The 25,026-nt window shown below is 54.6% G+C and carries 20 protein-coding genes; 18 read left to right on the plus strand and 2 right to left on the minus strand.

Features of this window, described 5'->3' with window-relative positions; all coding sequences use genetic code 11:
- Positions 1–3 precede the first annotated feature (3 nt).
- From DKB62_RS11485 to DKB62_RS11500, 4 genes are all read left to right on the plus strand, one after another.
- Positions 4–486 (plus strand): NanQ anomerase/TabA/YiaL family protein, encoded by a 483-nt coding sequence (locus DKB62_RS11485; RefSeq protein ID WP_107195284.1) that lies wholly within the window; start codon positions 4–6, stop codon positions 484–486.
- Between the two features lie 145 nt (positions 487–631).
- On the plus strand, positions 632–1,213 hold the full coding sequence (locus DKB62_RS11490; protein ID WP_087477527.1) for a TetR/AcrR family transcriptional regulator: 582 nt from the start codon (positions 632–634) through the stop codon (positions 1,211–1,213).
- Positions 1,210–2,376, plus strand: a complete 1,167-nt coding sequence (locus DKB62_RS11495; RefSeq protein ID WP_087477526.1) for an efflux RND transporter periplasmic adaptor subunit — start codon at positions 1,210–1,212, stop codon at positions 2,374–2,376. Before DKB62_RS11490 ends, DKB62_RS11495 begins: the two co-directional genes overlap by 4 nt.
- 11 nt (positions 2,377–2,387) lie before the next feature.
- On the plus strand, positions 2,388–5,540 hold the full coding sequence (locus DKB62_RS11500; protein WP_107195283.1) for an efflux RND transporter permease subunit: 3,153 nt from the start codon (positions 2,388–2,390) through the stop codon (positions 5,538–5,540).
- 218 nt (positions 5,541–5,758) lie between these two features.
- Here DKB62_RS11500 and nadE read toward each other — a convergent pair whose 3' ends face one another.
- Positions 5,759–7,660, minus strand: coding sequence for an NAD(+) synthase (gene nadE / locus DKB62_RS11505; RefSeq protein ID WP_107195282.1), 1,902 nt, complete (start codon positions 7,658–7,660; stop codon positions 5,759–5,761).
- Between the two features lie 208 nt (positions 7,661–7,868).
- On the opposite strand from nadE, the gene DKB62_RS11510 reads away from it, so the two are divergent.
- The 11 genes from DKB62_RS11510 (at position 7,869) to DKB62_RS11560 (ending at position 18,744) form a co-directional block, all read left to right on the plus strand.
- Positions 7,869–9,626: a B12-binding domain-containing radical SAM protein gene (locus DKB62_RS11510; RefSeq protein WP_107195281.1), complete on the plus strand. Its 1,758-nt coding sequence runs from the start codon at positions 7,869–7,871 to the stop codon at positions 9,624–9,626.
- A 3-nt stretch (positions 9,627–9,629) separates the two neighbouring features.
- Positions 9,630–10,583, plus strand: coding sequence for a tRNA modification radical SAM protein MnmL/YtqA (mnmL, locus tag DKB62_RS11515; RefSeq protein WP_107195280.1), 954 nt, complete (start codon positions 9,630–9,632; stop codon positions 10,581–10,583).
- A 23-nt stretch (positions 10,584–10,606) separates the two neighbouring features.
- Positions 10,607–11,563, plus strand: a complete 957-nt coding sequence (locus DKB62_RS11520; protein WP_087477521.1) for a PhoH family protein — start codon at positions 10,607–10,609, stop codon at positions 11,561–11,563.
- Between the two features lie 14 nt (positions 11,564–11,577).
- Entirely contained in the window at positions 11,578–12,051 is a 474-nt protein-coding gene (ybeY, locus tag DKB62_RS11525; protein ID WP_087477520.1) for an rRNA maturation RNase YbeY, read from the plus strand.
- Positions 12,051–12,449, plus strand: a complete 399-nt coding sequence (locus tag DKB62_RS11530; protein WP_107195279.1) for a cytidine deaminase — start codon at positions 12,051–12,053, stop codon at positions 12,447–12,449. Before ybeY ends, DKB62_RS11530 begins: the two co-directional genes overlap by 1 nt.
- A gap of 9 nt (positions 12,450–12,458) precedes the next feature.
- A complete protein-coding gene (gene era, locus DKB62_RS11535) occupies positions 12,459–13,361 on the plus strand; it encodes a GTPase Era (RefSeq protein ID WP_087477518.1) in 903 nt (300 codons plus the stop codon).
- A gap of 42 nt (positions 13,362–13,403) precedes the next feature.
- Positions 13,404–14,714, plus strand: a complete 1,311-nt coding sequence (locus DKB62_RS11540; RefSeq protein ID WP_414467272.1) for a hemolysin family protein — start codon at positions 13,404–13,406, stop codon at positions 14,712–14,714.
- A complete protein-coding gene (recO, locus tag DKB62_RS11545; RefSeq protein WP_107195277.1) occupies positions 14,701–15,429 on the plus strand; it encodes a DNA repair protein RecO in 729 nt (242 codons plus the stop codon). Before DKB62_RS11540 ends, recO begins: the two co-directional genes overlap by 14 nt.
- A 127-nt stretch (positions 15,430–15,556) precedes the next feature.
- Complete coding sequence (locus DKB62_RS11550; protein WP_162860314.1) at positions 15,557–16,894, plus strand: MATE family efflux transporter; 1,338 nt, start codon at positions 15,557–15,559, stop codon at positions 16,892–16,894.
- A 31-nt stretch (positions 16,895–16,925) separates the two neighbouring features.
- A complete protein-coding gene (locus tag DKB62_RS11555) occupies positions 16,926–17,327 on the plus strand; it encodes a CGGC domain-containing protein (RefSeq protein ID WP_107195276.1) in 402 nt (133 codons plus the stop codon).
- Between the two features lie 301 nt (positions 17,328–17,628).
- Complete coding sequence (locus tag DKB62_RS11560) at positions 17,629–18,744, plus strand: alanine racemase (RefSeq protein WP_087477514.1); 1,116 nt, start codon at positions 17,629–17,631, stop codon at positions 18,742–18,744.
- Between the two features lie 76 nt (positions 18,745–18,820).
- On the opposite strand, the gene DKB62_RS11565 is transcribed toward DKB62_RS11560, so the two are convergent.
- Complete coding sequence (locus DKB62_RS11565; protein ID WP_107195275.1) at positions 18,821–20,377, minus strand: nitrite/sulfite reductase; 1,557 nt, start codon at positions 20,375–20,377, stop codon at positions 18,821–18,823.
- A gap of 250 nt (positions 20,378–20,627) precedes the next feature.
- Between DKB62_RS11565 and secA the strand changes: the two genes are divergently transcribed.
- From secA to DKB62_RS11580, 3 genes are all read left to right on the plus strand, one after another.
- Complete coding sequence (secA, locus tag DKB62_RS11570; RefSeq protein ID WP_087477512.1) at positions 20,628–23,102, plus strand: preprotein translocase subunit SecA; 2,475 nt, start codon at positions 20,628–20,630, stop codon at positions 23,100–23,102.
- 87 nt (positions 23,103–23,189) lie between these two features.
- Positions 23,190–24,327, plus strand: a protein-coding gene (prfB, locus tag DKB62_RS11575) for a peptide chain release factor 2 (protein ID WP_239478010.1) whose coding sequence is annotated in 2 segments (ribosomal slippage) — positions 23,190–23,261 and positions 23,263–24,327 — 1,137 coding nt in all. Because the reading frame shifts where the segments join, the coding sequence is not laid out codon by codon here.
- Positions 24,328–25,014 (plus strand): LmeA family phospholipid-binding protein, encoded by a 687-nt coding sequence (locus tag DKB62_RS11580; protein ID WP_107195274.1) that lies wholly within the window; start codon positions 24,328–24,330, stop codon positions 25,012–25,014.
- Positions 25,015–25,026: the final 12 nt, after the last annotated feature.

The raw sequence follows: 25,026 nt of genomic DNA on the forward strand, positions 1-25,026 counted from the left end.
GCTATGTACGTAGGTAATTTAAAGCAGTGGGAAAAAGAGATTCCGTACGTGCCGGCAGGAGTAGCCAAGTGGATAGAAAAGCTGGCGTCGTACGATTTGGCTTCGCTCGAACCGGGACGCCATGAATTAGGCGACGGCAACTACATGAACGTCGACGTCGGCGAAACCCATCCGGCGGCGGAACGGACGATGGAAGCCCATCGCGAGTACATCGACATCCAGACGGTCATTGAAGGAGACGAAATCATCGGTTATCAGCCCATTCGCAACGCCGGCGCCGTCGTGGAAGACCGCTCGGCGTCCGATGCCTGGTTTTATAATCCCCGCATTGGCGAAGATACGGTAATTCGCATGGTCCCGGGAACCTTCGCCGTCTTTACGCCTGCCGACGGCCATCGCTGCCTCTGCGCTCCCGACGGAGAGGGGAAACCGATTAAAAAGGCCATCATGAAAATACGCATTGCGTCTTTGGGAAAGACATACTAACGGATGGCCGTCGGAAACTTAAAAAGAAATAAAAGTTTTCATCACCCAGATAATTTCTATTGACTAATAAGATAGAGTATATTAAACTATAAATTGGTACTGAGTTTTCATTTTTAGTTTACTATATTACATAGGATGTGTTGAAATGGCGGCAGATATTCGAGAAAAGATCATTGCCGAAGCTTTGCATGAAATCAACCGCCGCGGCGCGGATTTTCATATGGATGATTTGGCTCGAAACCTTCGCATCAGTAAGCGCACGCTGTACGAGCATTTTTCATCGAAGCAGGAAATTATTGAGAAATCGATGCTTTCTTTAATCGACGACATACATGAACAGCATGTGGCCCTGCTGGCGAATACGGAGATGACGACGGAAGAAAAAATCATAAACTTCTTCAATGTAAAAACGCATTATATCTCCGTTCTTTCCGTTCGCAAGACCGACGAAATCCTGCGCAAGATGCCCGAGGTCTGCGCCGCGCTGGAAGAACGGCGCCGCATGGATTGGGCGCTGCTGAGCCAGTTGTTCGAACAAGCGCAGCAGGAAGATTCCTTTAAGGAAGTCGATAAGTTTCTTCTGATTCACATGCTGCACAGCGCTTCCGATGATATATTGGAATACTTCGACGAGTCGGAACATGAATCTTCTTTTTCCGAATATATGGAAAAATGTATCCGTGTAATTTTATACGGAATAAAAAGACAGGAGGCAAGTAACGAATGATACACAAACATAAGGTATTCACGATGGGCGTGACGGTGCTGACTGTCGCGTCGTTATTGGCAGGGTGCGGCTCTCAGGAGGCCGGGCAGAAGGCGCCTGTCGCCGTCAATACGTATAAGGTAACGGCGGAAGACACGCCTGTGCGGGCCGAGTACAGCGGCACGGTCATTGCGACGGATAAGGTTCCTGTACGCGCTAAGATTTCCGGCCGCGTCGTTGAAAAATACGTGCAGGGCGGCCAGCAGGTCACGGCGGGGCAGCCTTTATTCCGTATCGACAGCCGCGAATACGATGCGGCTTTGGAAAACGCCAAGGCCAACCGGGCTCAGGCTGCGGCCAATCTGGCCAATCAGCAGCTCAACCTGCGCCGGTATCAGCAGCTGGTCGAGCAGGACGCGATTTCCGTTCAGACACTGACGGATCAGGAAGCGGCGACGCGGCAGCAGCAGGCTGTGCTGGAAGCCAACGACGCGCTGGTGCAATCTGCTCAGGATAACGTCGACGATACGATCGTATACGCTCCGTTCAGCGGCAAGCTCAACGTCGACGACGTAGCCGTCGGCACGTACGCTACAGCCGGCCAGACCGACTTGGTGACGATTTCTACGTTAGATCCTGTGTACGTAGAATTCTCCGTCAGCGAAGCGGAATACCTGCAGATGATGAAGAAGCGGTCGGACGAACCGGGCAGCTGGGGAGACCATCTGCAGCTGCGCCTGAGTGACGGCTCTATGTACGCCTATGAAGGCCACGTCGTGCAGATTAACCACGGCATGGACGGCAATTCCGGCTCCATCATTATCAAAGCGCAGTTTGAAAATCCGCAGAACCTCCTGATTCCGGGCTTGTACGCTACCGTCGTTTCTGACACGCAGGTACAGCAGCACGCCGTCATGGTTCCGCAGCGCGCCGTACAGCAGACCCTGGGCCGCTACTTCGTCTCAGTCATCGACAGCGAAGGCAAGGCGCAGAATAAGCCCGTTACGCCGGGTCAGAAGGTCGGCAAGTTCTGGATTATCAACGAAGGCATCAGCGACGGCGACCTCATCATCGTCGACGGCTACCAGAAAGCTACGGGCGGCGCGACGCTCGATCAGCACTTGCTGACAAAAGCCGAAATTGAAAGCGGCTCCGATATAGCTGTGAAAACAGAAAGTAAATAGGGGGCGAGAGAGTGATATCAAAATTCTTTATTGACAGGCCGATCTTCGCCATCGTCATATCGTTGATCATATCGATTGCCGGTCTCTTGGCGATGATGTCCCTGCCTGTCGCAAAATATCCGAACGTTACGCCTCCGCAGGTCAGCGTGTCCGCGACCTATACAGGCGCTAACGCCGAAGTTATCAGTGATACCGTCGCCAGCGTCATCGAACGCCAGATGATCGGCGTCGACGACATGGTAAACATGTCCAGCTCCAGTAACGACAGCGGCCGGTATTCCCTGACCGTCCAGTTCGAAACGGGCAGTAACGACGACATGGACACGGTTAATACGCAGAACCGCGTCAGCCAGGTTCAGGCGACATTGCCGCAGGAAGTTACGGCAACAGGCGTTACGGTCCAGAAATCGACGAGTTCTACGGCTATGGTTTTCGCCTTGTATTCCCCGAACGGTACTTATGACGCCACGTTCATGAAGAACTATGCAACCCAGTTCTTTATGGATGCCTTGAAATCCGTTTCCGGCGTCGGCAACGTTGAAGAATTTGGCTCCGACTACGCCATGCGTATCTGGATGGACCCGCTGAAGATGAATATCCTTCAGGTCACGCCGACGGATATTATTTCTGCTATTGAAGGCCAGAATATCCAGGCTGCCGTCGGCTCCATCGGCTCGCAGCCGACGACGAACGACCAGACGTACCAGTATACAATGCGCGCTGAAGGCCGTCTCCAGACTGCCGAACAATTCCGAGATGTCATCGTCCGTACCAATCCGGACGGAACGATGGTTCGCGTCGGCGATGTCGCCACGGTAGAATTGGGTGCAAAGGATTATAACGTGGAAGGCAACTTCAACGGCCAGCCTCAGGCCGGCTTCATGGTCAGCCTGACGTCAGACGCCAATGCCATGCAGACTGTAAGCGGCGCGCGGGAAGTATTGGAAGAAGCTAAAAAATCCTTCCCATCCGACTTGGATTACCGTATTATTTACGACAGCACGAAGTTCGTATCGGCGTCTATCAACGAAGTTATTCACACCTTTGTGGAAGCGCTGCTCCTCGTAGCGGCTATCGTATACTTGTTCCTCCAGAGCGGTCGGTCGACGCTGATCCCGCTGATCGCCGTTCCTGTATCGCTGCTCGGGACCTTTGCCTGCTTTACGATTTTAGATTTCTCCATTAATACCCTGACCTTGTTCGCCATGGTTTTGGCTATCGGCCTTCTCGTCGACGATGCCATCGTCGTTATCGAAGCTGTCGAATATGAAATCAAGTACAACAACAAGGGGCCGAGGGAAGCGACGATCATCGCCATGCAGAACGTACAGAACCCGGTTATCGGCGTTGCCTGCGTACTGGCGTCCGTATTTATCCCAGTCGGCTTCCTGAGCGGCATGAGCGGTATTTTGTACCGGCAGTTTGCCTTTACGATTGCTATTTCCGTGGCCATTTCGGCCTTCGTCGCCCTGACGCTGACGCCGGCCATGTGCGCCTCTATCCTGAAGGTTCATAAACCGACGGAAAATCCGAAAGGCATCTTTAAATTTTTCCAGCAGTTCAATCGTGCTTTTGAACGCATGACGAACTGGTACGGTATCCGTCTGGTGCATTTGAACCGGCGCATCAAGTGGAGCGTCGCTTTCCTGATTATGATTTCCGGTATTTCCGGATTCTTGTTCACCATCATTCCGACAGGCTTCGTGCCGTCGGAAGATAACGGCTTCGTCATCGTCAGCACGACCTTGCCGGAAGGCACGTCCCAGACGATTACCAAGCAGATTGCCGTCGATTTGGGCAACTGGATTGAACAGCAGCCCGGCGTTACGCAGTCCATGAATATCGTTGGCTACAACATGCTGGCCGGCGGCGCTAAGACGAATGGTGCGACGGCTTTCGTCGGCATGGAAGACTGGGATCAGCGTAAAGATCCGAGCATGTCCGTTGACGCGCTGGTAGGCAAGATCATGGCTCACGGTGCGCAGATTCCCCAGGCTTCGGTCGTCGCCATCAACCCGCCGCCTATTGACGGCATGGGCATTTCTGCCGGCTTTACGCTGCACATCGAAAACCGCGGCGGCCACACGACAGACGAATTGATGGAAACGGCCAATAAGTTCATCGCCGAAGCGGCGAAACGGCCGGAAATCGGCTCCGTCTATACGGCCTTTTCCAACGATACGCCGGGGTATTACCTCGACGTAGACCGCGACATGGTTGCCAGAGAAGGCGTATCCATGAGCTCTGTATACCAGACCTTGCAGTCTTTCTACGGCTCGTACCAGATCAACGACTTCACTATTTTCGGACGTAACTTTAAGGTCGTCATCCAGGCAGCTCCGCAGTTCCGCGAAACCGTCGACGGCAACAAGAACCTCTACGTCCGCAATTCCAATAACGAGCTCATTTCCGTGGCCAACTTCGTACGGCCCCGTCCGATTGGCTCGGCTTCTATTATCACTCGTTTCAACGACTATCCGGCCATTAAGATCATGGGCGCTCCGGCTGCCGGCCAGAGCTCCGGCGATGCGCTGAAAGCCCTGCAGGAAGTCGCCGCCGATACGCTCGGCGAAGGCTACACCTATGAATGGGCCGACATGAGCCGTGAAGAAGTCGAAGCCGGCAACAAGACGATTTACGTCTTCGGTCTGGCTATCCTCTTCGTATTCCTCGTATTGGCAGCCTTGTACGAAAGCTGGAAGGTACCGTTCGCCGTACTGTTCAGCGTGCCGGCCGGCTTGTTCGGCGCGACGCTGTTCACGTACATCTTCGACCAGACGAACAACATTTACTTCCAGATCGGTATTCTCGCCGTTATCGGTTTGGCGGCTAAAAACGCCATCCTGATTATCGAATACGCTAAAGTCCGTGTCGATGAACGCGGCATGGATCCCGTATCGGCGGCGATTGAAGCGGCGAAGATTCGTCTCCGTCCTATCGTCATGACGTCCCTGGCCTTCGTCGTAGGCTCTATCCCGTTGGCTCTTGCTACGGGCGCCGGCGCGGCATCCCGTGTCACCATGGGTATCGTCGTCGTCTTCGGTACGTCTATGGCGACGATTCTGGGCGTATTCCTCATTCCGATGCTGTTCATCCTCGTTGAAAAAATCGGCCATCAGCCGGTGAAGAAGAAACAGACCATCGGCAGATTAGGTGATATGTAAGAGTATTGTATCTGCAGCTTCCCTTTTGACTGGAAGGGCGATACTGGATTTACGTTTTTGGCTCAGCGGTGCTGCCTTGTGCAGCACCGTTGGCTGAAAGTGCAGAAAAGGAGTTCTCGTGGGTATGTTCCCGTGAGAACTCCTTTTCTGTATGCTCAATACGGTGTACGACAAAAAGCCGCATCGCTGCGATGCGGCTGTATGCGTCGTATATGCAGTTATCTGCCTTGCAGCAGTTTTTCTTTTAATTCCAAATAGCGCGTCGTATAATACGGCTTGAGCTGCGATTCCCGCAGGTCGTTGCCGAAGGAACGGCGGCTGACGGATAAGATTGGCGGGCATTGAATGCGCTTGGCGACGGCAAAGCCGGCGATGAGGCGCCACCATTTTTCCAAGTCGGCGATGAAGGACGCCGCGTCGGGAAAGAGGTCGCGCACCTTGATGGGGCAGCCGATGTGTTCTTCCAGCGTGCCGTCGGCATACCATTGGAGAATCGACTCCGGCGTCGCCCGCTGCCACCGTTCGATGAAGGCGGCGAAGAGGTAGTCGTGATAGGGATACACCAGGGGGTCGCCCTGGCCTTTGGTGATGTCCTGATTGGAAGACAGCTCGGCGCTGGGGACGATGTCGATAGAGCCGCGGGGAATGACTTCCCGTTTGAACACTTCGTCGTTCAAGTACCGGGCCAGGTCGTAGACCTGATGCTTCCACAAGTCGGCCGTCGCGGCCAAGAAGCCGGCGCTGTCGCCGTACAGCGTAGCGTAGCCGACAGATGATTCGGCCTTGTTGGCGTTGCAGGTGAAGACGCCGCCGAAGGCGGCTGCCGCCGCGGCCAGAATACGGCTGGAACGGTCCCGGGCCTGGATGTTTTCTTCAATGAAGCTGGTCAGCTCCAGACGGCCTGATTCGACGTCGTTTTTATATAATACGGCGTCGCTGAATTGGCGGCGCGTCAATTCCAGGCTGTCCTGTACGGGAATGACCGTATACAAGCAGCCCAGGTTGTCGGCTAACTCCTTAGCCAGGCCCTTGGTCATTTCCGAGTTGTAGCAGCTGGGCATGTTGACTAAGAGGATGTGTTCCGGCGGAAGGACTGTGGCGTATAAGGCGGCGTTGACGGCCGAGTCGATGCCGCCCGATACGCCGATGACGACGTGATCCAGGCCGAGGGAGCCCATAAAGGATTTCAGGCCGTAATGCAGGCTGGCGTAGATGTCGGCCGTGCTGCCGCGCTGTTCGTTGACGTGGACCGGCGACGTGAAGACGTGGTTCTGCTCGTCGTATTCGACGATGGCCAGCTCTTCGCCGAAGGCGGCGCATTCGTAGTGAAGGCGGCCGTCCTTGTCGTAGGCGCTGCTGGAACCGTCGAAGGTGTAGACATTTTTGCCGTTGTTCTGGATGCCCGTGCAGTTGACGTATACGGCGGGCTTGCCGATTTCGCCGATGGCTTTGCCGAACAGGCGGTGACGCCGCTCCGTCTTGCCCTGCGTAAAGGGAGAGCTGGAAATGTTGACGAACAGGTCGATATCGTACGTATTGCCTAAGTACGACATGGGCTTGAAGGGATAGTTGTCGTCCCAGCTGTCTTCGCAGATGAGCGGGCCTACGCAGAGCTTCCGTCCGTCGGCGAAGGCGATGTGGACGGGCGACAAGAAGTCTTCCGGAAAGGCGCGCCGCTCCTGGGCCACTTCCATGAGGGATGTGAAATAGCGGATGTCGCTGAACTCCCGGTAGTTGGGAAGGAGCGTCTTGATGTAAAACGGATAGGGCGACCGTTCCGGCGACAGGAGCTTGCCGTCGCTGGCGATGAACATGGCGTTGTACTTGCGGGTCCGGCCGTCTAAGTTGACCCGGCCCGGTTCCTTGGCTACGTTGCCGTAGACGACGGTAATTCCTTCTGAAGCGGCCTGGATTTCTTCGCCGAAGCGGACGCAGTCGTCGATGAAGTCGGGCTGATCCCAGACGTCGCCGATAAAATAGCCCGGAATCGAAAGTTCCGGGAAGATAATCATGTCGCAGCCCTGCTGCTTAGCCTTGGAGATGGCTTTTTTCATGGCGGCGGTATTGAAGCGCGGGTCGCCGGCATGTATATCAAGCTGGGCGAGAGCAATTTTCAGCATAGATATGCCTCCCTGATAAATAATTTCATACCTATTATTATACTCCATAGGCGCCATTGTGAATAGAGAGGGCGGAAGATACGCCGCGTATGCCCGACAGGTCTAAGGCGACTGTGCAAAATCGCATAGCCTCATAGGGTGCGAAAAGGAGCGGCATGTAGTATAATTGTAGTGATATTACTTTCTGACTGAAGGAAAGAAGACTTACATGAACACTTTATTGACTATCTTAAACGCCAAGTTCATCCATTCCTCCCTGGCGCTGCGCTGCCTTTATACGGCGTGCCGCCGGCAGGGCGTCGCGGTGAAGACGGCGGAATATACGATCAATCAGCATGCCTATGACATTCTGCGCCGCATTTCCAAGTTCGACGCCGATATCATCGGCTTTTCCTGTTATATATGGAATATCGAAATGACCTGCCATATCATTTCCCTCATCAAGCAGGTGCGGCCGCAGACGATCGTCTTTGTCGGCGGGCCGGAAGTGTCCTATACGGCAGAGGAGATATTGCGGGACCATCCCGACATTGATTACGTACTTCAAGGTGAGGGAGAAGATATGGTGCCGGCCTTTCTGCAGGCCTTAGCGCGAGGCGAAGACGGGATGGCTGTACCGGGCGTCATGGGACGAGTCGGAGGCCAGATTCAGGGCAGTGATGCCTATCAGGAAGTGGCCGAGCTGGACCGTCTGCCCTTTCCCTATGAGGGGCAGGATTTTTCCCTGCTCGACCATAAGATCATGTATTACGAAAGCTCCCGCGGCTGCCCGTTTCACTGCCAATACTGCCTGTCGGGCATGAACGACGCCGTCCGCTTCCGCTCCGTGCCCCTCGTGCTGCAGGAGATGGAACAGTTCGTCGCAGCCGGCGTGCATCAGGTCAAATTCGTCGACAGGACCTTCAACTGCAATCCGGCCCACTACCGGCCGCTGCTGCGCTATATGATTGACGTGATCGAAGATATCAACTTCCATTTGGAAATCGAGCCGGGCCTGCTCATGGACGAAGACCTGGAGCTGCTGGCAGCGGCTCCTAAAGGGCGCATCCAGCTGGAGATGGGCATTCAGTCGACCCACGAGCCGACGCTGCAGGCTATTCGGCGGCACAACGACTGGCCGCGCATCGAGCATATTATGGAACGGCTCTTGGCATGCGGAAACATCCACCTGCATCTGGATTTGATTGTCGGTCTTCCTTATGAGGATTTCGGCCGCCTGCGCCAGTCGTTTAACGATATATACGCTCTCAGGCCCCACAAGCTGCAGATTGGTTTTTTGAAGCTCCTCAAGGGCTCGGGCATCCGCCGCGATTACGGCGGCGACTACCGCTATGACCCGCAGGGGCCTTACGAAGTGCTGGAAACGACGTGGCTGCCTTATGAACGGGTGCGGTACATGAAGGTCTTTGAGGACGTCTTTGAACGAACCTATAATTCGGGAAAATTTACCTGTCTTTTGTCCTATGTATCCCGAATCTACGCCCGGGATTATTTTGCTTTGTACGAAGGCCTGACCGACGAATGGCTGGCCCTGGGGTACGACGAACAGGCCCTGTCGGACGAGGGGCTCTGCCAGTTCTTGTGGCATTGCTGCCGGGACAGGCTGGGCCTGACGGAAGAACAGCAGGCCGTCGCGGCGGATTTGCTGGCCCTGGATATGCAGGTATGCTTCCAGTTCCGCTATCATGCCGGCTTTTTGGGCTGGCAGGAAGCGCCTCGCGAAGAGACGGACGCTATGTTCCGCGACGAGGAATGGCTGCGCCAGTATGTACCCGATTACGTTTTCACGAGCTGGCGCGACGTCAAGATGCGCTGCCGCGTCTGGCCCGTCGGCAGGGATACGCTGGACGAGCTGCGGCGCTATACGGCCGTTCCCGAAGGAGGAGCCTATATTCTGGCAGAAAAACGAAAGGGCGGCGTGTCGTGGCAGATCGTGCCGCCTAAACACAGAGCAGAGGAATTATAAGATATGAACGAACGATATAATGTATATTCGACGTATTTAAAAGAACGGTACGGCGAAAAGGTATATAAGCTGCCCATCAGCATTCCCGATACGTGCCCGAACCGCGACGGCACGCTGGGCACGCGGGGCTGCGCCTTCTGCGGCTCTATCGGCGCAGGGTATGAAAACCTGCCGGCCGACATGACCATACGGCGGCAGATAGAGGCCAACATCGCCCATATCCAGCCTAAATACAAAGCCAATAAATTCATCGCCTATTTCCAAAACTTCACAAACACCTATATCCGGCCCGACGTGTTCCGCCAATACCTCATCGAAGCCTGCCGGCCCGACATCGTCGGCATCGCCGTCGCGACGCGGCCGGACTGCGTTAATACGACGTATTTCGATATTATGGCGGACATCAAGGAGAACTACGGCGTCGATATCCTCGTCGAGTTCGGCCTGCAGACGGTTAACTACAAGACGCTGCAGAAAATCAACCGGGGCCACACGCTGGCCGAATACATCGACGCCATGATGATGATACAGGCCTATCCCTTCCGCAACTGCACCCACGTCATATTGGACTTGCCCTGGGATACGATGGAAGACGTCGTCGAGACGGCCAAGATTATTTCCGCCCTGCCGACGCACGAAATCAAGCTCCACGCCCTGTACATCATCAAGAATACCGTCATGGCCGACTGGTACAAGGCCGGGGAGATACAGCTTATTTCCGCCGAGGAATACGTAGATCGCGTCGTGACCTTTTTGGAATACACGCGGCCGGACATCGTGTTCCAGCGGCTCATCGGCCGGGCGCCGAAGGAAGCGACGGAATTTGCCAACTGGGGCATGGGCTGGTGGAAAATCCGCGATATGATCGACGCTGAGCTCGCGCGGCGCGACACCCGTCAAGGTGCGAAATGCACGTACCTTCACGGAAAAGCCGTGCGGAAATTTACAGATTACTAACAAAGGGGACATGACCATTGCCTATGGAAAAACGATTTATCTTTTCGGACTTGTCCGAGGCCAAAGCCGTGCTGGGCATGAAGGACGAATTTTTAAAGACCATACAGAAGGAATTTCCTGACTGCCGCATTGCCTCCCGCGGCGACGAAGTGATTATCGTCGGCGGCGAGCCCGGCGTCAGCCAGGTGGAGACGGTGCTGCGCACGCTGCGGTACCTGTACCGGGAAAATACGTACATGACGACGCAGCACGTGCGCTACTCGTCGTCGCTGATCAAGCAGGGAAAGGAAGACCTGCTCCAGTCTATTTACGGCGACACGGTCAGCATTTCGGCCCGGGGACGGCTCATCAAGCCCAAGACGGCGGGACAGAAGCAGTACGTCGATTCCATACGGAAAAATCTCGTGACCTTCGGCATCGGCCCGGCCGGCACGGGCAAGACCTACCTGGCCGTAGCCTTGGCGTCGTATTATTTGAAGAACCGCGAAGTAGAGCGGATTATCCTGACCCGCCCGGCCGTAGAAGCCGGCGAAAAGCTGGGCTTTCTGCCCGGTGATTTGCAGGAGAAGATCGACCCGTACCTGCGGCCCCTTTACGACGCTTTGGCGGATATGTTCGGCTACGACCAGTTTCAGAAGATGGTGACCCGCAATATCATCGAGGTAGCGCCGCTGGCCTACATGCGCGGCCGGACGCTGGAGGAATCGTTTATCATTCTCGACGAAGCGCAGAATACGACGAAAGAGCAGATGAAGATGTTCCTGACCCGTATGGGCAATCATTCCCGCGTCGTCGTCAACGGCGACGTCACGCAGATAGACTTAGTAGACCGCAAGATGTCCGGCCTCATCGAAGCCCAGAAGGTCCTGCAGAACGTCCGCGGACTGGGCATGGTGTACTTTACCGACGAAGACGTCGTCCGTCACGACATGGTCGGGCGGATCATACGGGCATATGAAGATTTCTATAAAAAAGAATAGAAAGGTGGACCAGTATGAATATCAACATCAACTACGAAGACCCGTCGTTCCAGAACGACACGTACGAACAGGTAATCGAGCAGGTATGCCAGGAAGCGGCACTCGTGTACGGCTTGGGGCCGAATGCGGAAATCAGCGTCCTCTTGTGCCACAACGAATACATCCACGAGCTGAATAAGCAGTACCGCCAGATTGACCGTCCTACAGACGTCCTGTCCTTTGCCCTGAACGAAGGGGAAGACGACGGCTACGACGGCCCCGACGCGGCCCTTTTGGGCGACATCGTCATTTCCCTGGAAAAGGTGCAGGAGCAGGCCGAAGAATACGGCCATTCCTTTGAACGGGAGCTGGCCTATTTGACGATTCACGGCATGCTGCACATCCTCGGCTACGACCACATGGAGCCTGACGACAAGGCGGAAATGCGCAAGGAAGAGGAATTTATCCTCCACCGCCTGGGTTACGTCCGTCAGGGAGAAGAATTATAATGGACGGGGAAAGCGTCCGCCTGCTCATCGAAGCGGCGAAAAAGGCCAGGGAAAGGGCTTATGCGCCGTACTCCCGGTTTTACGTCGGCGCGGCGGCTCTGGGAGAAGACGGCGTTATATATGCGGGCTGCAACGTGGAGAACAGCTCTTACGGCTTGTCGTGCTGCGCCGAGCGGAACGCCATATTCCGCGGCGTCGCCGCCGGCTGCCGGAAGTTTGAGGCCGTTGCCATTGTCGGCAGCGCCGACGATACGATGCCCTGCGGCGCGTGCCGGCAGGTCATGGCTGAATTCGGCGTGTCTTATGTCGTCGCGACCCGCGCCGACGGTGCTTACCGGGTGCTGGCTCTTGAGGATTTGCTGCCCTTTGCTTTCACACTACAGGAAGAAACAGAATAAGGAGTATATATGGAAGAAAAAACTACGTTTAAATCGGGATTCGTCGCCGTCGTAGGCCGCCCGAACGTCGGCAAGTCGACGCTCATCAACCGCATCATCAAGCAGAAAGTATCGATCGTGTCCGATAAGGCCCAGACGACGCGCAACCGCATTTTATGCATTCACACCGACGAGGACTGCCAGATTGTGTTCCTCGACACGCCGGGCATTCACAAGCCGAAGCATAAGCTGGGGCAGTTCATGGACGAAGCGGCTTATCAGTCCCTCAAGGACATCGACGCCGTGCTGTTCCTCATCTCGGGCAATGAAAAGAAGGGCCCCGGCGACATGTTCGTCCTCGACAAGGTAAAAGATGCCGGCGTTCCCGTATTCCTTATCATCAACAAGGTCGATTTGATGAGCAAGGAAGAGATTTTCCAAAAAATTACGGAATACAACGCCCTGTATCCCTTTGAACAGATTATCCCCATATCGGCGCTGAACGGCGACAACGTGGACGCTGTACTGGACGAGCTGAAAAAGATACTGCAGGAAGGGCCGAAGTATTTCCCCGACGACATGATTACAGACCAGCCTGAACGGCTTCTCGTCGCGGAAATCGTCCGGGAAAAGTTGTTCCGATGCACGCGCGACGAAGTGCCCCACGCCATCGCCGCCTACGTGGAAGAGATGAAGCCCCGCGGCAGGAACAAGGTGTACATCCGCCTGACGATTTACGTCGAACGGGATTCGCAGAAGCGCATCGTCATCGGCAAGAACGGCTCGGTTTTGAAGGAAGTGGGCGAGCAGGCTCGCCGGGAAATCGAAAACCTGCTGGGGTCGTCCGTATTTTTGGATATTTGGGTTAAAGTAAAGCACGACTGGCGCAATAAGGCGTCGGCCCTCAGCGAGCTAGGCTATAAGAACGAATAGGAGAGATGACTTATTGAACCGCAACTATTGCTGGAATGTTTTGTGATTTACTGCATATGTGTCCTTTGCAGCGCCGTCTGCGTTACAGGGAAATTTGCCTTTGCCCAGCTGCGCCGCGAATACATCGAAGAATTGGTGGAAGACGGTGATGAGAGCGCCAAGCCCCTGCTCAAGCTGTACGATAACCCGACCTTGTTTTTAGGGACGGCCCAGCTGGGCATGGCCCTCTTCGGCCTCGTCGGCGGCGCGACGATCTATTTCGCCTTGTATAACGGATACGGCCAGTTTGTGCAGTACGCCGGCGAAGCGTGGATTGTCTGGGCGGCCTACGCCGTTGTCTGCGTCGTCCTGTGCGGCATCTCCTGGGTGTTTGGCGAGCTCATTCCTAAATCCATCGGCCTGCAGCGGGCAGAACGGAGCCTGAAAACGATCCGGCCGCTGATACAGCCGTGGAGCCGGCTGCTTTACCCGCTCATCAGCCTGGGCAACTGGCTGGGCAAGGCCATTCTCCGCGGCCGCGACCTCGAGGTGACTAATGAAATCGACATGGCTCACTCGGAAGATGAAATCCGCATGCTCGTCACGGCCAGCCACAAGGAAGGGAAGATCGACCAGGTAGAAAGCGAGCTCATCGGCAACGTCTTTGATTTTGCCGACCGGCTGGCCCGGGAAATCATGATTCCCCGGCAGAATATCGTCTGCCTGTACCTGGAAGATACGATGAGCCAGCACATCGCGACGATACGCCAGTCCCGCCATACGCGGTACCCCTTGTGCGAAGAAGACAAGGACCATATTTTAGGGCTGATACACATCAAGGATTTGATGGATTTGTACATGCACAAGCAGACCAACCTCCGCCAAATCAAGCGGCCTATCCTGATGGTTCCGGAAATCATGCCGGCGTCCAAGCTCCTGCAGCTCATGCGGGCCCGGCGGACCTATCTGGCTATGGTTGTCGACGAGTACGGCAGTACCGTCGGCCTCATCGGGCTGGAAGATATTCTGGAAGAGCTGGTCGGCAACATTAAAAACGAGCACAGCATGGAAAAAGAAGAAATCCAGCCTCTGGCCAACGGCGCCTATGAGTTTGCCGGCACCGTATTGCTGGAGGACGTGGAAGAGCTGCTCCACATACCTGTCGAAGAGGACGTCGACACGGATACTATCGGCGGCTATGTGTTCAACGTGCTGGGCCATACGCCTGTCGTCAAGGAAGAGGCCATTATCGGGACCTATCGCTTTGTCGTATTGGAAATGCAGCGGTTCCGCATTGCCCGCCTCAAGGCCGTGCCCATACCGCCGGAAGAATTGCCGCCGCCAGAGGGGGAAGGGGACCATGACAAGGAGTAACCATATATTCCGCCCGGTCCGGCCGTACGACGGACTAATCCTTCAAGTTCAGAAGCGGGGAAAGCAGCGGATCTTGTCTGTCTTTACCCGGCAGGAAGGGGTGCTGCGGCTGTTTGTATCCGAGCGGAGCCGCGGCCGCAGCGGCTCCGGGGCTTTTATGCCTTTGGGGGAGATTACCTTTGATGCGGCCGAGCAAGGCGATATCCTATCCCTGCGGGAATACGAATGCCGGGGAAACGAGGCCATGATGAACCTGACGTGGGATCACTACGTGTATTCGCAGATCTTCGTCGAAATGGTCCTGCACCTCATACCGTACCGGCAGGTCGACGGCGGCGTGTACGGCCTGCTCCTGCGCTACAGCCGCCTGTTGGCGGCCAAGGATCCGCGGGTCCTGACGATTATCGCCGGCTGGCAGCTGGCCGGACTGGCTGGGTTTTATCCCGACGTCGATACGGTGCGCGTGTTTTCGTCTCCCTATGGTCAGGAGGGCTATTACTTCGGCGACGAAGGACTGGCGGACATGCGGGAAGAGAAGCTGACGCCGGAGATCCGGCAGCTTTGGAAGCGCCTGCTGCAATACCGCTGGGAGCGGGAGGAGACGCTGCGCTTCAGCGCGAAGGGCTTAGCGGCACTGGAACGGTTGCTGTACAGCTACGTCGAGCAATGCAGTGAAAAAAAGCTGCAATCGTTAGTATTGCTGGCGCGTCCGTAAGAACGGTGAGAAAGAATACTCTTTCGACGCCGTTCTTTTTGTTTTTCTTGTCTTTTAGCCGGCCTATGGTATAATAAGGCTATTATTTTTTTATACGCCTATCATGGCGAAAGATAAAGGAGGGCATATGGTCAAAAATATGACGGCAGGCAGCCCCATACGCCTGATCTTGTCTTTTACCGTTCCCCTGCTGATTGGGAACGTATTTCAGCAATTTTATAATATTGCCGACATCATCATCGTCGGACGGACCATCGGTGTCCATGCCCTGGCGGCAGTCGGAGCGTCGGGACCGTTGTTCATGGCTCTGCTGGGCCTGACTATCGGCCTGACGTCGGGATTTTCCGTCGTTACGGGCCAGCGGTTCGGAGCAAACGATGATGAAGGCGTGCGCCGTTCCGTCGCCATGTCGGCTATGCTGGCCGTCGGATTGACGGTTTTGCTGACGACGATTGCGGCCTGGCAGATGCCTCTGCTCATGGAGCTCATGAATATTTCCGACGAGCTCTACGCCGATTCGTACAGTTATATCATCATCATTACGTACGGCATCGTCGCCATGATGATGTACAATCTCCTGGCTTGTATCTGCCGGGCCTTAGGCGACAGCCGTACGCCCTTGTATTTTCTCATCTTGTCGTCTGTCCTGAACGTCGTTCTGGCTCTGGTATTTATCATGCAGTTCGGCTGGGGCGTGCCCGGTTCGGCTATCGCCTTGGTCATCGCTCAGGGCGTGTCGGCCCTGCTGTGCTTCTGTTATATGCGCCGCCGCTTCCCCATGCTGCGACTGCGCCGCAGCGACTGGGCCTTCGACAGGGAATTTGCCTGGCAGCACCTGCGCCTGGGCCTGCCCATGGCCATGCAGTTCATGATTATTTCCCTGGGGATTTTAGCGATTCAGTCGGTCTGCAATACCTTTGGCCCCGAAACCATTGCGGGCTTCGTCTCGGCGACGCGGATTGAACAGCTGGCGCTGCAGCCTATGATTTCCTTCGGTATCGCCATGGCCGTTTACTCAGCACAGAATTACGGCGCTCAGAAATACGACCGCATCCGCAAAGGCGTCCGCCAGTGTTCCCTCGTGTCGCTGGGCTTCTGCCTGTTTGCCATTGGGGCCATGTTGTTTTACGGGCAGGAGCTCATTTCTGTCTTTACGGCGGAGCACGACGACCTGCTCCTGCAGCAGGCCATGCTGTACTTGCACACGTCTGTGCCCTTTTATATTTTTCTCGGGCAGATCTTTGTCTACCGTAACGCCTTGCAGGGCATGGGGATTTCCAGCGTGCCGCTCATCAGCAGCATCATCGAGCTGGTGTTCCGCGGCTTGTCGGCCTTCGTCTTGGCCGGTATGTGGGGCTTTTTCGGCATCTGCTGCGCCAGCCCGATCTGCTGGGTCGCGGCCTGCCTGTTTACGGCGGGAAGCTATTTCTACGTGCAGCATACGATGCGAAATCTCAGAAGGTAGTTGTGTAGTTGTTTTATGAGGAGGAATGGATATGAGCAAGCTCGTCGTCGTCATTCAATGTCATTTGGTCATGAACCGCTGCAGCGGCTATCCCTGCATGGATGCATTTTACAAGCGAGAAGGCGCTTTTGCGTCCTATGAAGAAGACGTCCGCTACATGCCTGTTACCTGCGGCGGCTGCTGCGGCGCCGAAGTAGCGGCCAAGCTGGAAAATCTGACGAAGCATTTAAAGCGCCGCGGCGAACGAAAGGAAGACGTTGTCGTCCATTTCGCCTCGTGCGTCTGTTCCGACAACTCCCATCGGCCGCCTTGCCCCCATTTGGATTACATGCGGCAAATCGCAGAGCGCAAAGGCTATTCCGTCGTCTTGGGCTCGTATATATCGAACGCAGCGACGAAAAAGCGGGAAGCTGGGATTTATAAAACGTTTTAATATAGATAGAACAAAACAGAGCAGCAGAAGATGCAATAGCAATGGCTGCTCTGTTTTTCTATGAATGCAATGTAATATATATTTATTTAATTTAATTGTATTTAATTATACGATTGACAAATAAAATTGTATTTAATATAATTGGATTAAATAAAATGTGCTTAAAAACAGCAGTACGAAGTCGCTTTAGTGCAGGAGCTCTGTATTTGCAGCACATTTACGGTTTAACAAAAAATAATTGATTACATTTTTTACTGTATTTGTACAAGAAGGATTTGTACAAGAAGGGAGATATGTGAATATGAAAATTGATCAAGTGTATACGCCGGCTATTTTGTTGAATTTGGATTATATGGAACATAACCTGAAGAAGTACGCCGACTTGGCTGCGGCGCACGGAAAGCAGATTTGGCCGATGGTCAAGACGCATAAGAGCACGGAACTAGCGTTATTGCAGCAGCAATATGGTTGCACGGGATTTTTGTGCGGCACGCTGGACGAAGCGGAAGCCTTGTGCGCCGCAGGCATCCAAAATATCATGTATGCCTATCCCGTAGCGACGAACGTGTCTATCGATCGGGTCATCGCCTTGTCGCAGAAGTGCAATTTTATCATCCGCATTGACGGGGAAGACGCGGCTAAGGCAATTCAGGAACAGGCGGCTAAACAGGGCGTTTCCGTGCAGTACACGATTATTGTAGACAGCGGCCTTCACCGCTTCGGTGTGGCTCCCGATAAGGTCGTTCCCTTGGCTGACGCGTTGAAAGCCTGCGACCATCTGGTATTTAAGGGGATTTCTACCCATCCGGGCCATGTATACGGCGCATGCAGCCATGAAGATCTGGCAGGCTATTGCGAAGATGAAGCCCGCAGCATGGCAGCGGCGGCAGAAGCGCTGAAAAAGGCAGGCTATACTGTGGATATCATTTCCAGCGGTTCTACGCCTACCTTTGCCCAGAATATTGCCGACGAGCACATCTCCATCTATCATCCGGGCAACTACATCTTCAACGATACGATTCAGTTGTCTACGCAGACCGCTTCGGAAGAAGAATGCGCGCTGTACGTACTGGCATCTGTCGTGTCCCATCCGTCGGAAGACTTGTTTATCTGCGATGCCGGCACGAAATGCCTGGGGCTCGATCAGGGAGCCCACGGCAATACGTCTATCGTAGGGTACGGCACGGTCAAGGGCCATCCGGAGTTATGCGTAGACGGGCTGTCAGAAGAAGTAGGGAAAATTCACGTCAATGGAAAAACTGATTTGAAGGTCGGCGATAAGATCTGCATCATTCCGAATCACTCCTGCTCGACGGCGAACTTTACCAATTACTTCATCGGCGTCCGCGGCGATGAGGTAGAACGGCTCGTCGAAGTGGATATCCGCAGCAACGCGACGAAAAAGAATGTAAAATAATCATGCCGAAGGCAATATAAAGAAGCCGGGAGAGCCCATTCGTTTGGGTTCTCCCGGCTTTTGCCGTTTAGATATGTTATTCGAAGGAAGAAACCAGCGACGCAAACTCATCGGTATGGGCTCCGTACCATTCGTCAAAGGTTTGGCCCTTGGTTTTCAGTGTTTCGGCCAAGGCCGTCAGGAAGGCGGGGATGTTGTCTTCCGTAATGACGCCGATTTGCGCGCCGAAGCGTTCCTGTGTCGGCGTCGCATAGGTGCCGCCGGCAAAGACCGTAAAGGCCGGCTTCATATCGCCGTCCACTTTTTTAGCTGCGCCGCGCAGGCCGATGGCGCCGATCTGCTGGGCCGCGCACGACGAGGGGCAGCCGGAAATATGCAGCTTGGGCAGGTACGACGTGTCGACGCCGCTGCCGCGCAGGGCCTTGACTGTGCGCAGCCACATGCCGTGGGAATCGCGCAGGCCTTGCTGGCAGATGGCCGCGCCGATGCAGCAGACCGATTTTTCAAAGGTATTTTTCGCCGTGTCCTCTTCGGTGATGGCGGCGAAGGCGATGGCTTCTTCCGCGGTCAGGTTGACGGCGTAGAGCGATTCGTCCGTGTTCAGGCGGAGTTCTGCATCTTCAACGTCAGACAAGAACTGCAGGGCCTTCTTGAATACGGCCATGTCCGGCGTGCCGCCGAGGGGATGGTATTCTACGTAGTAGAGGTTGTCCTGCTTCTGGCTGTGGATGCGGGCGATGTTCGGCTTGGCCGAGGACGGGGCCTTCTTGGCTACGACGTATTCCTGGGGGATAAAGGAGAGGTCTTTTTCCTGCGATTGTTTCAGGAAGGTCTGGAAGGTCTTGCAGAATTCTTCGTCGCCGAGATTGACTGGCATGAAGCGGGACCGGGCTCTGGCTCTGTTCTTATAGTCGCCGTGGGCCATGAACATTTGGGCGAAGGCGTCGATATAATACAAAATCTTTGTCGGCGCTACATCTTCGCCTACCTTGACACCCAGACGAGGGTTGGCCGCTCCTAAGCCGCCGGCGGCATAGACGTCGAAGGTGCCGTTCTTCTTGGCTAAGAAGCCCAGATCCTTGAAGGTGGCGTGGCTTTCGTTGTCCGTGCCGTTGGAAAAAGCGATTTTATATTTCCGCGGCAGGTGCAGCTCCGGAATGAGCGTGAGGATGAACGAAGCCGCCGCGTCGACGTAGGGCGATACGTCGAAGAATTCCTTCGGGTCTACGCCGCGGAGCGGGCTGGCCGTGATGTTGCGGGGGTTGTCGCCGCCGCCTCCGATACAGTAAATGCCGTGGTCCAGGCATTCCTTATATAAGGATAAAATAGAGGGGCCGTCCATCTTGTGATACTGAATGGCCTGAGCCGTCGTGAAATGAGCCAGCTGTACGTGGTACGTATCGATGGCCCGGGCTAAAAATGCGATCTGGTCCTTTGTGACGCGGCCGCCGGAGAACCGCATGCGCAGCATGCCGCTGTTGCCGCCCCGTTCGGCGTAGCTGCCGTATTTGCCGGAAATGCCCTTATATTGGCCTGCCGGAAGCTCCTGGCGGAAAAAAGCCTGACAGGCGTCTTCAAATTCGGGATATCTGTCTTGAAAGGTCTTTTTTGTTTCTTCAGAAATGGTTATCATATATACCCTTCTTTCTAAGAGATAAATAGTCATATCCACATAAATTCGATGCAGGTGATATGAGTACACATATATTGTACCAGAAAATCATGTATAGAATAAGTAAAAAATGTAAAAAGATGAGGCGCAGAGGGACCGATGAGAGGGGGGAAGGGCAGAATGTATTGTCATTTAGGGCCTGTTTTGATACAATGTATAATTGAATATAAATATGTATCAATAACTTAGTTGCAATTGGAGGGCTTATTACGTGTTTAATAAAATAATGCAGAGACTGCTCGGCAATAATACCGAACGCGAATTAAAGAAGATGTGGCCTATCGTCCACCATATTAACGACTTAGAACCGAAGCTTACGGCCTTGAGCGATTCTTCGCTGCAGGAGAAGACCTTTGAATTCAAGCGCCGCCTGGCCGAAGGGGAAACGCTGGACGATATTCTGCCCGAAGCGTTTGCCGTCGTGCGCGAAGCGTCGCGCCGCGTCCTCGGCATGCGCCATTTTGACGTACAGCTTCTGGGTGGTATCGTCCTGCACCGCGGCGACATTGCAGAAATGCGTACAGGCGAAGGCAAGACCCTTGTCGCGACGCTGCCCGTCTACTTGAACGCCCTGACCGGCAAAGGCGTCCACGTCGTCACGGTCAACGACTACCTGGCTACGCGCGACAGCGAGGAAATGGGGCAGATTTATAAGTTCCTGGGATTGTCCGTCGGCCTTATCGTCCACGACCTGACGTATGAACAGCGCCGCCGTGCCTATAATTCCGATATTACGTACGGCACGAACAACGAATTCGGCTTCGACTACCTGCGCGACAACATGGTCATCAGCAAGGATCAGATGGTACAGCGTCCCCTGAACTACTGCATCGTCGACGAAGTGGACTCCATTCTCATCGACGAAGCCCGCACGCCGCTCATCATTTCCGGCCCGGGCGAAAAATCGACGGATTTGTACTATACGCTGGCTCATATCGTCAAGACCTTTGAAAAAGAAGACTACACGATGGACGAAAAGCAAAAGACCATCGCGCCGACGGAAAGCGGCGTTGCCAAGGTCGAAAAGATGTTGGGCATTAAGAATATGTTCGATAACGATCACCTTGATTTGAACCATTTGGTCATCCAGGCTTTGCGGGCCCGCTTCATGATGCACCGCGACAAGGACTATGTCGTCAAAGACGGCGAAATCGTCATCGTCGACGAATTTACGGGCCGCCTCATGTTCGGCCGCCGCTACAGCGACGGGCTCCACCAGTCCATCGAAGCGAAGGAAAACGTCAAGGTACAGGGCGAAAGCAAGACCTTGGCGACGATTACCTTCCAGAACTACTTCCGCATGTACGACAAGCTGGCCGGCATGACCGGTACGGCTAAGACGGAAGAAGACGAATTCAACAAGATTTACAAGCTGGACGTCTACGTCATTCCGACGAACAAGCCGGCTATCCGCAAGGACTTGCCCGACGTCATCTACAAGACGAAGCACGCCAAATACCGGGCCGTCGTCCGGGAAGTCAAGAAGCGCCACGAAACGGGCCAGCCGATCCTCGTCGGCACGACGTCTATCAGCCAGTCAGAAATCATCAGCCAGCTCCTGAAAAAAGAAAATATCGTCCACAACGTGCTGAACGCCAAGTATCATGAAAAGGAAGCGGAAATCATCAAAGACGCCGGCCAGATGAACATGGTCACCATCGCGACCAACATGGCTGGCCGCGGCACGGACATCAAGCTCGGCAAGGGCGTAGCCGAGCTGGGCGGCCTGATGATCATCGGTACGGAACGGCACGAAAGCCGCCGCATCGACAACCAGCTCCGGGGCCGCGCAGGCCGTCAGGGCGACCCGGGCACGACGCAGTTCTTCCTGTCTCTGGAAGACGACCTCATGCGTATTTTCGGCTCGGAAAACATTTCTAAATTCATGGACAAGCTGGGCATGGACGAAGACGAACCGATTACCCATTCCATGATTACCCGCTCCATTGAAAAGGCTCAGAAGAAGGTCGAAAGCCACAACTTTGAAATCCGTAAGTACGTCCTTGAATACGACGACGTCATGAATCAGCAGCGTGAGGTCCTGTACGGGCAGCGCCGCAAGGTCCTCGTCGCCGAATCGCTGCGCGATACGATCCTCGGCATGGTCGATGATATTATTCTCGACGGTCTGGACCGGTATGCCGACGAAAAGCTCTATCCGGAAGAATGGGATTTTGCCGGCCTCCTGGCTCAGATGGAACAGTACTTCGTGCCCAAGGGAACTGTAACGGTAGAAGAACTGGAAAACCTCAGCCGCATCGAAGTACAGGAAAAACTCAAAGACATTGCCGTCGCCTTGTACGACGAACGGGAAAAGGAAATCAGCGCTGAAACGATGCGCGAGCTGGAAAAAGCCATTATGCTCCGCGTCGTCGACAGCAAGTGGATGGATCATCTCGACGCCATGGACGCCTTGAAGGAAGGCATCAACCTGCGGGCGTACGGCCAGAAGAATCCTCTGGTCGAATACAAATTCGAAGCCTATGAAATGTTTGAAGAAATGATCGATTCCATCAAGCGGACGGTCATTACCTTCCTCTATCATATTCAGGTAACGTACAGCAAGCCCGTGCCCAAGGCGGAAGACCGGCTCCAGGGCGCGACGGAAGTGCACGAAGAAAGCAAGCCCGTCAGCCGCGAGGATATCGAACGGGAAGAACAGAGAAAGCAACAGCAGCAGGACTAAGGCTGAAATGCAGAAAAAGAAAGTAAATTCTCTGTAAAAAAGAGAATGCCTGTGATATAATCGGTAATTAATGTTGATATATGAAAGATGGTGATACTTGTGCTATTAGAAGAATTGCGTAAGCCTTTGGAAGATTTGCAGAATAGAATACAAGAAATCGGGGATTCACTTTAGCTTACCTCGAAAAGAAGAACGAATTATGAATCTGGATATGCAGATGAGCGATCCGGACTTTTGGAACGACCCGGAAAAGGCCAAGGCCATTTCCCAGGAAGCGACGCAGCTGAAAGCCGAAGTCGAAGGCCATAAAGAGCTGGTACAGCGGGTGCAGGATGCCTGCGATTACCTGGAGCTGGCCATGGAAGAAGGCGATGCCGATTTGGCCGGCGAAATCGAAAAGCAGTATAAGGAACTGGTAAAAGACGTAGAAAAGAGGGAAATCCTCCTGCTTCTTTCCGATGAATACGATACGTGCAACGCCATCGTCACCTTCCATGCCGGCGCCGGCGGCACCGAAGCCCAGGACTGGGCGCAGATGCTCATCCGCATGTACATGCGCTGGGCCGAACGCAACGGATACCGCATCAATGTCATGGATATGCAGCCCGGCGACGAAGCGGGCATCAAGAGCGCAGCCTTTACGATTGAAGGCGAATATGCCTACGGGTATTTGAAGTCGGAAAAAGGGGTGCACCGCCTGGTCCGCATTTCCCCCTTCGACGCGGCGGCGCGCCGCCATACGTCCTTTACGGCCGTAGACGTCATGCCCGAGCTGCCTGACGACGTAGACGTAGAAATCAACATGGACGACGTCCGCGTCGACTACTTCCGTGCCTCCGGCGCCGGCGGCCAGCACGTCAACAAGACCAGCTCGGCCGTCCGCATGACCCATATGCCGACGGGTATCGTCGTCCAGTGCCAGAACGAACGGTCCCAGCTCCAGAACAAGGAAATGTGCTTGAAGTACCTGCGGGCCAAGCTCTTTGAATTGGAACGGGAAAAGCAGGAAAAGCTGAAAGCCGAAATCGGCGGCGTCCATCAGGCCATCGAATGGGGGAGCCAGATACGCTCGTACGTATTCCATCCCTACAACCTGGTCAAGGATCACCGCACCGGCGTGGAAACGGGCAATATCCAGGCCGTTATGGACGGCGATTTAGATATCTTCATCGAAGGCTATCTGCAGCAGGAAAAGGATAAGAAGATTTCAAGACAGGATATATAAATGAAAAAGCTAATCACACTTTTGATCATCGCGGCGGCGGTTCTCGTCGGCGTCAACGCCTTCGGCCCGAAGACGGCGGAAGTAGCTCTTCATTACGCCTTGTCCCAGAAGATGGACCTCAAGCCGGAAGACGTGCGCGTCGAGGCCTCGCCGGGCATGAAGGTGCTCCTCGGCGAGCTCGATGCGGTCAGCGTCCACGGCAAGGCCTTCCGCGTCGGCGGCCTGATGTTCGACAGCTTTGACTGCGACCTGCAGGGCGTAAAATTCAGCCCGATGGACGCCTTGCTGGACCAGCAGATGACTCTGGCTTCTGCCGCGCACGGCGAAATGTCGGCGTCTGTCAGCAGCAATGAACTGCGCAATTTTTTAGTGGAAAAGGTAGACGGCCTGAAGGACGTGTCGGTCGTCTTTCTGGGCGATACGATTGAAGTCAGCGGCTCGGCCAAGCTGGGCGGCCTGCTGAACGCCCGGGCGGTCATTCACGGCCGCTTCGGCATGGATGAGAAAAAGCTCATGTTCATTCCCGACGACGTCACCGTCGAGGGTTTCGGCATGAAGTACCGCGCCCGTGGTCTGGGCAGCGCCGAAGTGTACGATTTCAGCGAATTTCCCCTGGGAATCGTACCGGACAGCGTGACGATGCACGGCGACGTGCTGACTATACACGGCCAGACGGCCGCTCATTAAGTAAGGTGGAAA

The sequence above is a fragment of the Megasphaera stantonii genome, assembly GCF_003367905.1.
Lineage (GTDB): Bacteria > Bacillota > Negativicutes > Veillonellales > Megasphaeraceae > Megasphaera > Megasphaera stantonii.